Origin of the sequence: Hahella sp. KA22, from assembly GCF_004135205.1 — a bacterium.
Lineage (GTDB): Bacteria > Pseudomonadota > Gammaproteobacteria > Pseudomonadales > Oleiphilaceae > Hahella.
On sequence record NZ_CP035490.1, the window covers coordinates 4,638,621 to 4,651,184 of the forward strand.

13 protein-coding genes are annotated in these 12,564 nt (G+C 50.4%); 5 read left to right on the top strand and 8 right to left on the bottom strand.

Annotation, left to right across the window (positions count from 1 at the left end):
* Nucleotides 1–142: 142 nt before the first annotated feature.
* Together EUZ85_RS20390 and EUZ85_RS20395 are read right to left on the bottom strand one after the other, a co-directional pair.
* Nucleotides 143–715, bottom strand: coding sequence for a DUF1285 domain-containing protein (locus EUZ85_RS20390; RefSeq protein WP_127971396.1), 573 nt, complete (start codon nt 713–715; stop codon nt 143–145).
* A gap of 48 nt (nt 716–763) precedes the next feature.
* Nucleotides 764–1,588: a radical SAM protein gene (locus EUZ85_RS20395; RefSeq protein WP_246842211.1), complete on the bottom strand. Its 825-nt coding sequence runs from the start codon at nt 1,586–1,588 to the stop codon at nt 764–766.
* Nucleotides 1,589–1,736: 148 nt separating this feature from the next.
* On the opposite strand from EUZ85_RS20395, the gene EUZ85_RS20400 reads away from it, so the two are divergent.
* Nucleotides 1,737–2,900, top strand: a complete 1,164-nt coding sequence (locus EUZ85_RS20400; protein ID WP_127971400.1) for an aminotransferase class V-fold PLP-dependent enzyme — start codon at nt 1,737–1,739, stop codon at nt 2,898–2,900.
* On the opposite strand, the gene sixA is transcribed toward EUZ85_RS20400, so the two are convergent.
* The 4 genes from sixA to EUZ85_RS20420 form a co-directional block, all read right to left on the bottom strand.
* Nucleotides 2,894–3,355 carry a phosphohistidine phosphatase SixA gene (gene sixA / locus EUZ85_RS20405; RefSeq protein WP_127971402.1) on the bottom strand — a complete coding sequence of 154 codons (462 nt, stop codon included), beginning with the start codon at nt 3,353–3,355 and terminating at the stop codon, nt 2,894–2,896. The genes EUZ85_RS20400 and sixA overlap by 7 nt on opposite strands.
* Before the next feature lie 11 nt (nt 3,356–3,366).
* Nucleotides 3,367–4,398: an NAD(P)H-dependent glycerol-3-phosphate dehydrogenase gene (locus tag EUZ85_RS20410; protein WP_127971404.1), complete on the bottom strand. Its 1,032-nt coding sequence runs from the start codon at nt 4,396–4,398 to the stop codon at nt 3,367–3,369.
* Between the two features lie 274 nt (nt 4,399–4,672).
* The gene (locus EUZ85_RS20415) at nt 4,673–5,182 is read right to left on the bottom strand and encodes an STAS domain-containing protein (RefSeq protein WP_127971406.1); all 510 of its coding nucleotides are present in this window, start codon (nt 5,180–5,182) and stop codon (nt 4,673–4,675) included.
* A gap of 3 nt (nt 5,183–5,185) precedes the next feature.
* A complete protein-coding gene (locus EUZ85_RS20420) occupies nt 5,186–6,364 on the bottom strand; it encodes a SpoIIE family protein phosphatase (RefSeq protein ID WP_127971408.1) in 1,179 nt (392 codons plus the stop codon).
* A gap of 223 nt (nt 6,365–6,587) precedes the next feature.
* Here EUZ85_RS20420 and EUZ85_RS20425 point away from each other — a divergent pair, with 223 nt between their 5' ends.
* On the top strand, nt 6,588–8,036 hold the full coding sequence (locus EUZ85_RS20425; RefSeq protein WP_127971410.1) for an HD domain-containing protein: 1,449 nt from the start codon (nt 6,588–6,590) through the stop codon (nt 8,034–8,036).
* Nucleotides 8,037–8,090: 54 nt separating this feature from the next.
* Here the strand turns inward: EUZ85_RS20425 and EUZ85_RS20430 are convergent, their stop codons facing one another.
* Nucleotides 8,091–9,047, bottom strand: a complete 957-nt coding sequence (locus EUZ85_RS20430; RefSeq protein WP_127971412.1) for a DUF523 and DUF1722 domain-containing protein — start codon at nt 9,045–9,047, stop codon at nt 8,091–8,093.
* Between the two features lie 180 nt (nt 9,048–9,227).
* Between EUZ85_RS20430 and xthA the strand changes: the two genes are divergently transcribed.
* Together xthA and EUZ85_RS20440 are read left to right on the top strand one after the other, a co-directional pair.
* Nucleotides 9,228–10,040, top strand: a complete 813-nt coding sequence (gene xthA / locus EUZ85_RS20435; protein ID WP_127971414.1) for an exodeoxyribonuclease III — start codon at nt 9,228–9,230, stop codon at nt 10,038–10,040.
* Nucleotides 10,041–10,163: 123 nt separating this feature from the next.
* On the top strand, nt 10,164–10,784 hold the full coding sequence (locus EUZ85_RS20440; RefSeq protein WP_127971416.1) for a TetR/AcrR family transcriptional regulator: 621 nt from the start codon (nt 10,164–10,166) through the stop codon (nt 10,782–10,784).
* 30 nt (nt 10,785–10,814) lie between these two features.
* Here the strand turns inward: EUZ85_RS20440 and EUZ85_RS20445 are convergent, their stop codons facing one another.
* Nucleotides 10,815–11,228: a phasin family protein gene (locus tag EUZ85_RS20445; RefSeq protein ID WP_206617929.1), complete on the bottom strand. Its 414-nt coding sequence runs from the start codon at nt 11,226–11,228 to the stop codon at nt 10,815–10,817.
* A 172-nt stretch (nt 11,229–11,400) separates the two neighbouring features.
* On the opposite strand from EUZ85_RS20445, the gene EUZ85_RS20450 reads away from it, so the two are divergent.
* Entirely contained in the window at nt 11,401–12,447 is a 1,047-nt protein-coding gene (locus EUZ85_RS20450) for a hypothetical protein (protein WP_127971418.1), read from the top strand.
* The last annotated feature ends 117 nt before the right edge of the window (nt 12,448–12,564 follow it).

Consider the following 12,564-nt stretch of genomic DNA (forward strand, 5'->3'; position numbering starts at 1 on the left):
TCTTGATGGCTAACTCCCTTTAGCGGAATTTACCCCAGACACCTAAGCGGCGCGAAATATATCAGAAGACAACAGTAATTAAAATTCGTTAAGGTTTCCGTAAGGTTTAATTTTTCAAAATTCTACATTTGCTTACATTCCCTTACCCCAGCTTAAAGACCCTCCCAGCACTTTCCACCCCATACACCGCCACATCATGAACAACACGCTCTTCAGCCAAATCAGCCAGCTGGTAAAACACGTTACGTCCGATCAATGCTTCCATTCCTGAACGCACTAGAACATAGGGGGACGGCTCTTCGGTGATGGGGTCTATATTTACTCTGAGCGGGTGTTCCTCGGAGACCAGAACGCTTTCGTCCAGATTGGTTGTGAGCATGATGCAAGGCTGGTCGGCGTCGTTTTTATATCGCTCCATCGCCGTTATAACAAAAGGGGCGTCTTCCACTTCTATTCTGGCTTTTTCCACCGGCGTGACCAGAAAGTAATCACTTCCCTCTTTCCTGAGGACACTGGCGAACAACTTGACCAACGCCGTGCGCTCAATAGGGTTGCCTTGGTAGAACCACTTGCCGTCACGTTGAATTTTGATATCAACGCTGACCTCAACCGTAGGATTCCAGGACTCAACTGGAGGCCGCTTGGCGCTGGAGATCGCCGCCAATTGTTCTGACAGTTCTGCGGCGGACCGTATTGGGGAATGTTGATGACTCAAAATTGATCTCCTGCTTGCATCCAAATAACGTCATATAAAACCGGAAGATTAAAGGCCACGTTGCCACTCCTGACGCAAGCGCATCTGTTCTGGATGATTAATAGCCATATCGACCTGTTGCAGCAATTTCTCTTTATCTTTTCCGAGAACACCTTTAAGCACTAGATAGTTGGAAGCATGGTCGCTGCGAAAAATGGTCTTGTTAAGTTCAGTGGCGGCGAGAAAGGTTCTGACTTCTCGGAACAACTCCTGCTGAGTCGGCATATCAAAGTCATCGAAACTGGCACGCAGCCGCGCTTCTCCCAGTGGAAAAGAAACAACTAACGTGGATAGGTAATCAGGCTGCGCTTCATTCACTAACCTGGCGCTGTTGAGCGCATGTTGCTCAGCATAACGACGCCCACCCAAGCCATTTAATATCATTACTGAACTACGCAGCCCCGCCTGTTTTATTTTCAGCAAGGCGTCGACTGTGCTTTCTCGGGTTTCGCCTTTCATAACTTTGCTTAGCACCAAGTCGTCGCCTGATTCCGCGCCTACGTATAGCAAATCCAAGCCCAGCGCTTTTAGTTCAGCCAGCTCTTCCACGCTCTTTTTCTTGATATTCCTTGGCAGGCAGTAAGAAGACACCCGCTGCAAATCAGGAAAATATTGATTCAGCCACTGTAGTATTTGCGTCAAACGACGGGTCGAAAGCACCATGGCGTCGCCGTCCGCAAGGAAAACCCTGCGCACATGAGGCGCAGTCTGGGCTACTTTTATAATTTCCTGCAGTACAATATCTTCTTGTTTTGCTTTGAATTTTTTCTGCTCAGAAGTGTACATTTCACAAAAGACGCAATTATTCCAGGAACAGCCGTTGGTGACCTGCAATATCAGCGATCCCGCCTCACTGGGGGGCCTGAAAACAGGTTCTACGTATTGAATCGGGATAGCCCCCATACTAGAGTCCTCCTTTTAGAGACGCCCATTATAACGGAATAACCGTCGCCGCTACGGCGACAAAACGCGGATATTACCCATGCCTTTAGACAACGCCTCTTTTGACCGTCTGGTCGCCGATGAATTTCCTCTGGACGAGTCCATCACCTATCTCAACCACGCAGCAGTCGCCCCTTGGCCTTCGCGCGCCGTAGCCGCCATCGAAACCTTCGCCAGGGAAAACCTCAAGACTGGCGCCACCTACTATCCTGAGTGGCTTAAGAAAGAGCGTTCTTTGCGCTTGTTGCTCAAAGATCTGGTAAACGCCGAAAGCATCAACGAAATCGCTCTAGTCAAAAACACATCAGAAGCGCTGTCTTTCGTCGCTTATGGCCTGGACTGGAAAGCAGGCGATGAAGTGGTGATTTCCGATCAAGAGTTCCCCTCCAATCGCATTGTATGGGAGTCCCTACAGGAAAAATTTGGCGTTCGCGTTGTGCAAGCCAAACTGATGCAGGCCGAAACGCCAGAGCAGGCAGTGTTGGACGCCCTTTCTGACAAAACGCGCCTCGTATCCATAAGCTCCGTACAATACGGCACGGGCTTGAAGATGGAGCTGACCTCTCTGGGCGCAGAGCTGAAGCGCAGAAGCATCCTGTTCTGCGTAGACGCCATTCAAAGCCTGGGGGTTTGCCCTACCGATGTTCAGCGGGACAATATTGATTTCTTAATGGCGGACGGCCATAAGTGGATGTTAGGTCCAGAGGGGCTTGGCGTCTTTTATGTTAACAAACAGCGCCTGGAAAGCCTGCAACTTACTCAATACGGCTGGCACATGGTGAAAGATCGTGGCGACTACAGCAAAGACACCTGGGAACCTGCGCCCAACGCCACCCGCTTCGAGTGCGGCAGCCCAAACATGTTGGGAATCTTCGCTCTGGAAGCCAGCTTGGCGTTGCTAGCGGAAGTGGGCATTGAAACGGTTTATGAAAAGATCAGCACCAATGTCACGGCATTGAAAGCAATGCTATCCGACATCGACGGTATTGAGTTCATTACTCCAAACGATGCAGATCGTTGCGCCGGCATCCTTACCTTTACCATCCAGGGACACAGTATGCCTGAGCTTCACCAGCAGTTGATGGATAAAAACGTCATTTGCGCATCCCGTGGCGGCGGCATTCGTTTCTCCCCTCATTTCTATACCAGGAAAAAAGATCTTGAAACCGCCGCTCGGGTGCTGAAAGAGCTGTTAGCTCAATAAATTCGGCTTTTTTCCCTCGCACACCCCAGCCCCCAGACCGGCATTTCGTATTCACGAATTTCGCTGGTCTGGAACCCTGTAGAAGGGAAAGTCCCGCCATGCTCCAGCAACGCAGCAAGCGCCGCCACTAACGGCATATGAGTAACCAGAATCAGATTCTGACTCGCGAAAGACTCCAATGCCGCTAGGCACGCCCTGGGATCATCATCTGGAGTCGCCAATTCCATAACATGCACCGACGTGATTCGGGAAAATACCTCACCCACTATTTCAGCAGTCTGGGTAGCACGCACATAAGGGCTGTGTAATAGGGTCAACTCGCCGTCATGATGGCTCGCCAGTCGCTCCGCGACTTCTCGCGTACGCGTGCGGCCATAGGCAGTCAACTCGCGCAGATTGTCCGAGGGCGCTCGCATTTCCGCTTCACCGTGACGCATAAGAAAACAGGTTCGCATGAAAGAATCCCTCAATTGGCTTCCGAGCGCGGCAATACAAACTCAACATCACTGTTTTGCTCCCGCAGCATAAGCTGGGAAACCACCTGTTTAATGGGGAAATGCTCATAAATAATCTTATAAAGCCCCTCCACCAAAGGCATCTCCACACCCAGCTCCCGGGATTTGTCCCGCACCAGACGCGTGGTGTTAACACCTTCCGCCACTTCCCCCAACGCCGCCACGGTATCCTCCAGCTTCTCGCCCTTACCCAAAGCGAAGCCGACGCGATAGTTACGGCTAAGAGGCGAGCTACAGGTCACCACTAAATCGCCAACGCCAGCCAGCCCCAGGAAGGTCATCGGATTAGCGCCCATGAATACCGCAAAACGGCTCATTTCCGCGAGGCTGCGCGTAATCAACATTGCCTTGGTGTTCTCACCAAGCTCCAGCGCGGAGGCCAGCCCCGCGATGATCGCATATATGTTTTTCAGCGCGCCGCCCAGCTCTACGCCATACATGTCCACATTGGCGTAAACACGAAAGTAACGACAGCTCAGGACATCCTGCACCAGAGTCCTTACCGGCTCGCTGTTGCTGGCGACCACTGTGGCGGCCAGACTTTCCTGTCCAATTTCCTTCGCCAGGTTGGGGCCACTGATTACGCCAATTTCCTGCTCGGTCAATTCTTCCCGCAGGATATCGCTCATCAGCTTGAAACCTTTCTCATCAATTCCCTTGGTCGTACTCAGCCAGAATTGTCCAGGTTTGGCGTACTGCTTCGCATCCCTCACCACATCGCCGAAGGATTTGCTAGGCACGGACACCAACACCAAGTCGCTGTTGGCCACCGCCTCTTTCATGTCGGACGTACAGATTAAACTTCCGTTCAGCTTAACTCCCGGAAGGTATCGGGCGTTCTCCCCAGTCTTGCTCATTTCCGCAGCGCGCTCCTGGTCTCGCATCCACAGAACTGTGGGGTAACCGTTACCCGCCGCAATATTCGCCAGTGCAGTGCCAAAGCTGCCACCGCCGAGAACAGTGACTTTTTGTGATTTTTCCATAGAACTAACTGTGTTTAGGTTGTCATTTAACGCCAGTGTAAGCGTCCAAGTGGAAGTTTTCTAACACTTTTCTAGTTTAGAAAGCATATCCACCGCCCTTTACGCCATTGCTCATTCCATCATAGAAAGATAGCGTATAGGCAGCATGATTAAAGCTCAGCTATAGACGCTTATACAAAAAAGATATGACAATCCGAGAAGAGATACTTGGGAAGGTATTAACACGACCAAGGGCGCTTACCAGCAACGCCCCTCACATCAATATTTACAGGAATCAATAAGATACGGAGGAAGCAGGACCCTGATCACATTCCAGCGCCTGCACCAAGTCTTTAAAGGCGGCTCGGTTACTCTCATTCAGCTCCATCAGAACTTTGTGCGCGGCGAGAACCTTCTCACGCACTTCCTGCTCTGACGCTAGCAGAATCGGGATTTCTGAGAGGTGCGCAATATCCGTGGCGGCTTTTTCAACAATAATGAACAGCTGATCAAACCCCATCGACAACACCAAGCGAGAAATGTCCTCGTTGGTGGATACGATGGTGGGTAAAATTTTGCGGTGCTTTTTGGCGAAAATCCCAATCTTTGCGAGGAGGCCAAGTGTCGTACTATCGACAATACTCGTCTCTGTAAGATCAATGACCACCGTTATGAAAGATTGATCCTCTTTCATTTCGTCGATCAAATGGTCCAATGTAGAACACAAATTCAGTCGGATCTCTCCGATAAACTTCAGTACGTAAACACCCTGCTTTTCCGCCTGGAGTATTTTATACCCTGACATCAATTACACCGTCGTTTCCATAATAGACACGATTGCTATGTCATCGGGCAATTCGGTAATCCACCTCAACCCGAACGCTTTTTCCAGTTCAGGTATAGTGTGACGCGCCTCCTGCACGGTTTCAAGCAATGCTTGCTCCTTTTCTGCGAGTGATTTGGCATTAATCACCTCAAGCAGGCCATCGGAGCAGATAACAAGGGAGAATCCCGGCGCCAGCGGCTCTTCGTACAAGGGATAAACCGGATCATCAAATAAGCCGACAGGCGGCCCCTTGCCGTCCAGATAACGACTGACGCCGTTCACGGACATTACCGGCATGGGAAAATGGGCCCCCATGGAATAGCTCAACATCCGAGTTTGTAGATCGATGACGCCAGCGAACATTGTGAGATGTTTGCCAAGGTCCGTATCCAATAACTCGGCGTTGACCCGCTTCAAAAAGCGGTCCGGGTATAAAATGTCATCGCTGGACTGGCGACGCAGGTTACGCTGCAGTCGATTGCTCAGATTTTTAAGCAGCACCGTCACGAAGGCGGACGAAGCGCCATGACCGGAAACGTCCGCGAAATAGAATGCAATCTTATCGCCGCTTAAGCGGAAATAATCAAAAAAGTCGCCACTGAGATATAGAGACGGCTTGATGCAGTGATCAAACTGAATGCCGCCATATTCCACTTCCCGCTCAGGCAGCATTTTCATCTGCACATGACGACCAGCGCGCTGATCCGCCTGCAATTCCTCCAACCCTGCACGCAGCTCTTTATTAGCCAGTTCAAGGTCATATCGATACTGCTGGTTTTCGCGATACACGCGCACTTGATCGATTTGTCGTTGAATGGCCTCGTCCAACACTGCGACATCCGCCACAGGCTTGACGATATAGTCAGATGCGCCGGAGCGCAGTGCGCCCAGGATATCTTCCGCGCCTGCACGTTTGCTATGAATAACAATGGGGGGTCTGGGGTGAACGTCTTTTAGAAGCGAATACAACGACTTAATGTCGTCTGAAGTGAGATCCCCGATGATGATGTCGGGAGTGACCTGCGCCTTGAGATCCGTAAAACACTTGACCGACGCACAATGCACCACATGGAACCCCTTGGACGTAAGGTGTTCCTTCATGTGACGGGATACATCCTCGTCGGAGTCGATGATGAGAAGAGCTTCCTCTAGATCAGCCATGGCTCATGCGCCACTTACTTATTAAGCTATTTTTATACACTGGGGTAGGTCGACAGCTGGCATAGTGAATATTATTGTAGCTCGTTACTTTGTTTTTAGCGGACAACCGCTCGACCTGCAAGATACATTTGCAACATAATGTCAAAAATTAGAATTATCATACTAATTGCCCCTATGAGATTTTATACGCATTTCTCTCTATCCAATTTCTTAATAATTCAGCATGGATAAGTTCTTATACGATCTTCTGGGCGTCAGAGATCGCCTCATAATGGACCCCGTACACGGCGCAATCACGCTATTTGAGCACGAAGTTCGCGTCATCGATCACCCGCTCTTCCAACGTTTACGCCACATTTGTCAAAACGATATTCTTTCGTTGGTGTTCCCTGGCGCGACCCACTCACGTTTCCTTCACAGCATCGGCGTCATGCATGTTGGACACAAAATGTTCAGGGGATTAATGGAGTCCTGCATGCGCAGGCACAGAATAACTCAGGCATCCTCTTCCCTGCCTCTGGCGTCGATTGATTTTTTCAATAAGCTGACCCGACTGGCCTGTCTGTTGCACGACTGCGGGCATAGTAGTTTCTCTCACCAGTTTTCGAAAGTCCCCAGCATCGCCGCCATGCTGGGAACCAGTGAACCGTTTCAACGTTTGTGGGCTCAGGCCAACATCAGCGATAACGACATGGCCGCTCTGTACCCGGTACGACCGGATAAGCTGGAGCATGAGCACTATTCCGTTCGCTGCGCCTGGGAAATCCTAAATTCTCAATATGTTGAGCAGACGCCCTTTTCCGCCCTTGATGTCAGCGCGCTGATGGAAACAACTACTGGCGCAGTATCCCCGAATTTTGCCCGGCATGCCGAGTTAATCTGGCCACTGCTCAGTAGCTCAACGGAAACGCCCAAGCAGCCAGAGCGACATATTGTCCGCCTGCTGCGTCTGATTGTCTCCGGTGAAATTGACGCTGATCGTGCGGATTATATGTTGCGAGATGGATTCCACTCTTCAGTGACAATAGGCGGCTTCAACCTTGACCACTTGCTGAAAAACCTGCATGTAGGCTGGGACCCAGACTCCGACTGGATGGGCCTCGCCATCACGCCGAAAGGACTGGGCGCGCTGGAAGATTTCGTTTACTCCCGTCACCAGATGTATCGCAAGGTTTATGGGCACAAAACCTCCATCGGCTTTGACTGGCTGTTGCGACAAGCGATGGAGGAAGTCATCGGTCAACCGGACGTGGGAGAGTATGTGAGGTCCTGCCTCACTGATATCAATGAGTTCTGCTACTTAACGGATAACTACTTTTGGGAGCAATTCAGGCTGCTCGCAAGAAAACAACCGAAAAGTTACTCACAAATGATGATAAACCGGGTTCGCCCTCATCACCTTCATACACAAGAGAGCACGGAAACCATTGATCAGGAATCCATCAAAACAATGCTGGCTGAACGCCATGATTTAGAACCGGAGCAAGTCGTCTGCTGTGCGCTGAAAGCGCGTTTTTCCAAGATCAAAGGCGCTTATGAGGATATCAAAGTCATGCAAAAGCCTTCAGATCCCGAACGCACGCGCCCTCGATATGTTCGCATTGGCGAAGTCAGCAACTTCTTCCATAAGTTTGAAGACGAAACCATCGCCCACTTCTACCGCAAGCCGTGAATCATCGGGGAGGCGCTAACCTCCCCATGAAAAAACAAGCCTGACAGGCTTCACTCAAATAGCGTTCCTCAACCCTAAATGGGAAGGATACGGTTGCAGATAGACCTGCTCAGCGAGAAATCCATCTTGCGTCGCAGAGCAGTAGTGTTTCAGTAGCGTCAGTGGCGCCACCAGCGGAATAACGCCATGGCGGTAATCCGTCAATACGGCGTCCCACTCCTGCTTCTGCCAGCCATTCATCGTCTTGCGCAACACTTTGGAAATATTGGTTAGCACATGAAAGTGATTCTTTCGTTGCGCCCTGTGAGCCAGACAGCGCATCAAAACAGCTTCGTATTGCTCAAGCGCGCCTTTCATCGAGGCCGATCTGGCTTGCGCGGCGATATTTCCCAACAGAATTTGATCCTGTAAATGATGCGCCATCAATAAATACTTATATCTGCGGTGAAATAGCTGCAGCTTCTCCGGCGAAGGAGCAGCCAGTACTTGATCTTTCCATTCGCGATAACAACAGACTCGCACGACGAAGTTTTCCAGTAACGCCGGCTCATTTAGCCGCCCTGCTTCCTCGATCGGCATATTGGGATGCGCCTGCATCACTTTCTCTGCAAATATTCCCGCCCTGGAGCCAATAACGGCGTCACTGCTTTCATTATATAGTTTCACTCTGAAGACTCCGCAGCTCGGCGACTTCTGCATAAAGACATAGCCATCCAAACGCGAGATTCTGTCTTCCAGCGACATCGCGTAAGACGCCAACTTGTCTGTAACGTCCAGCTCCGCATCTTTCGAACCTACCGCTCGCACTTGTCCGTCCCGTTCTATCAGGCGAATCGGACGACGTGGGATGCCCATGCCGATGGCCACCTCTGGACAGAAAGCCTGAAAGTCAAACACGTCGCGCAACCGGTCAGTTAACAGAGAAGACTTCTTATGGCCGCCGTCAAATCTGACCTGCTCTCCCATTAAACATGCGCTGACGCCAACCTGGGGACGTTTGCTGTTCTCCACTTTCAGCCTCCAAATACTAATAAACGTATACGACTCAACCAGCGGAATAGAAGCGTCGCTCCTACATGCTTCATATCTATACGTCTACTGCAAGGATTTGGTTCTTCATATAGACAACGTTGTTCGGTATATTGGCCCGCAACATGTCGAAACAATTCCCTTTTCCGGTAGGTACTTATCATGCGGATCGTCTCATTCAACGTAAACGGCGTACGTTCACGTCTTCATCAGCTGAAAGAGCTTATCAGCCAATACCAGCCGGACATCATCGGCCTGCAGGAAACCAAAGTCATTGACGACCTGTTTCCCATTGAGGCCATCAACGAGATGGGCTATCAAGCGGAATATTACGGACAGAAAGGCCATTACGGCGTCGCTCTGCTTAGCAAGCAACCCGCGTTACGCTGCATTAAGGGGTTTGAAGGCGACGATGAAGAAGCACATAAACGCTGGATTGTTGGCGAATACGCCGCTGGCGATCAAACCCTTGTCGTTTGCAATGGCTATTTCCCTCAAGGTGAGAGCAGAAACCACCCCGACAAATTCCCCAACAAGCAGCGCTTTTACGCCGGAACGCTGGACTTCCTGCAACAACGCTCACCGGATCAGCCGATAGTGGTAATGGGCGACATGAACGTTTCGCATACGGATAACGACATCGGTATCGGTGAAGAGAATCGGAAGCGCTGGTTAAGAACCGGAAAGTGCAGCTTTTTGCCAGAAGAACGCGAGTGGCTGAACCGTCTTTTAGACTGGGGCCTTGTGGACACATTCCGTCAGCATTTTCCTGACGTCAAAGACCGCTACAGCTGGTTCGACTACCGTAGTCGTGGATTCGAGGACGATCCCAAACGCGGTCTCCGCATTGACCTGATTCTCGCCACGCAACCACTGGCTGCTCGCTGCGTCGACGCCGGCGTATCCTATGAGATTCGCGGTATGGAGAAGGCCTCCGACCACTGCCCGATCTGGGCTGACTTTGACCTGAAGTAACGCCGTCCGCCCCATGGACTTAGGGCAATAATTATCGATTTTCACTGCTTGGAATTGCCTTGCACACGCGAAAAGTGAATTATTATCGGGACTTGGAAACCACAGGATGCTAAAAAAGATTGCATGAAAACAAGGGAGCGCATCATCCACATTAGTCTGGACCTATTTAACCGGTTCGGCGAGCCCAACGTCACCACCCTGCAGATTGCGGATGAACTGGATATCAGCCCCGGCAACCTTTACTACCATTACAAAAACAAGACCGAAATCCTGCATGAGCTTTTCGCGCGCTTTGAACAGCAAATGCTGGAATTATTGGATGTTCCCAATGTGGAGATAAGCATTGAAGATCAATGGCTGTTTCTACACCTGATCTTTGAAAGAATCGCCGAATACCGCTTCCTCTACAAAGATCTGGTCAATATTCTGCAACGCTACGAACGCATCCGCCCCCGCTTTAAAAAAATCCTTCATAAGAAGACAGAAGCCTCCCTGACGATATGCTCCAGTCTTCGCGATCAAGAGATTCTGATCGGCAGCAACGAAGAACTGGAGGCGCTTTGCAACAATATCGTCCTGACCATTACCTATTGGCCAAGTTTCGACCTCATTCGCCACCCTGCGGACGCACAGGATATCGACTTATCGCACGGGGTATATCAGGTAATGTCGCTGGTGGCGCCTTACCTGCGCGACGGAGAAAGGCAGGCGCTAATGGCGATGAGCCGGGAGTATCTCACTTAGCGCCCGACAACAGGCTTAAAGAGCATTACGCTACTCGCCGCTCTTTTTCGACTTCTCAAGATCGTCGATTTTCGCTTTCAATTCTTCAATTTCCCGACGTAGCGCCTCAAACTCTTTGTAGGTAGGCATGCCCAAGCGGTGCAGTGCCCGCGAGACTCTTTGATCAAAGACCTGCTCCAGCTTATCCCAAGTGGTGTTGGCCTTGTCTTTCACCTCCTCCACCCGGTCTTCAACCGCCTTCAACTGCTTTTCAAACACGCCCCGGGTTTTCTTCTCCAACTCCTCTCCCTCCTGAACTAACTTCTCAAATACTTTGCCTGCGTCTTCTTCCGCCTTATTGTAGGCGCCCAATCCAGCCAGCCAGATTTGACGCGCTGAGTCCTTTATTTTTTGTGACACCTGCTTTGGGGAATTAGGGTTGTTATCCTGATCAGTCATAGTCATGCACTCAATTCGCCGCCGATTCCATTTGCCAACCTGTTTAACGCGCCCACGCGCCTATATTTTCTAAACGCCGCACGCCAAATAATGCGACATACTAACGCGCGCGAACGCCTTTATTAAATAGGCTAGCCGTGTTATCTAATTAAATAAACACAACTTCAAGGAGCGCTGTTTGCTAAAAGTCGATTACGAGCACCTCAGGCAAAGCCGCCAGGGAATATGGATCGCCCTCGATCTGTTCATGCTCTTTATGCTGATCATTAACCTGTCCCTGATTATTATTGACGCTCTATTCGATACAGCGGCGATGCAGTTTCTGACGCGCAACTACACTCCCTGGCTGCATGAGCCTCTGGTGTTGATGCATGAGAACTTTTTATTGGTGGACCTCGCATTCGTCTCTCTGTTTATCTCAGAGTTTATGCTGCGCTGGTTTGTCGCCATCAAAGAAAAAACATTCGAGCGCTGGTACTTCTTTCCCTTTCTGCACTGGTATGACCTGCTTGGCTGCATACCGTTGGGCTCCACTCGACTACTGCGTTTCCTGCGCGTCTTTTCCATTATCTATCGCCTGCACAAATACAAAATTATCGACGTCACCAGCACGCGTCTATTCACGTTTTTCGCTTTTTACTACAACGTATTCCTCGAAGAGCTTAGCGACCGGGTAGTGGTCAAGGTTATTTCCGGCATCCAGGAAGATCTGCGTCATGACTCCGAAATTGGACGGCGTATCGCGGAAAAAATCGTCGAGCCAAGACTACCTGTACTGGCTGAAACCTGGTCGCACATGGTGACTCAGCTGTCCGGCAACATGCGCTCCAACCCGGATAACCCACTTGTCGCCAAGCTGCGTCGCAGTCTCACCGACGCCATGCAGTCCCATGCCAATTTCAGGCGGGTCAACGCCATTCCTTTTATTGGCAGCAATATCACCGGCAGACTGGAGGACACCATCGCCGACATTGTAGTCAGCACCATCGCCAACCTGATGGAAGATCTGGAGATCCCTGACAATATTGATGGCGTCAAAAGCAGTTTTGAACAGCTTAACCTGCGTAGCGGCGGCGCCTTAATGCAGTTGGACGACCAAGTGATAGAACTCATAGTCGACATTCTTGAGCTGTCCAAAGAACAGGTGGCGGTGCAAAGCTGGAAAAGAGAGCTGCGAGCCGCTCAAAATGCAGACCCGGAAGATAAAGGCGCTAAAGATATATAAACCCGTTTTTTCATGCTATGCGGCCATATAAAGCCCATGCTATATATTTAGTATAAAGTGATGGGAACTATCACTGGCGATGCAATCAACACATAAAGGATTTTTACAGGTGGGCGC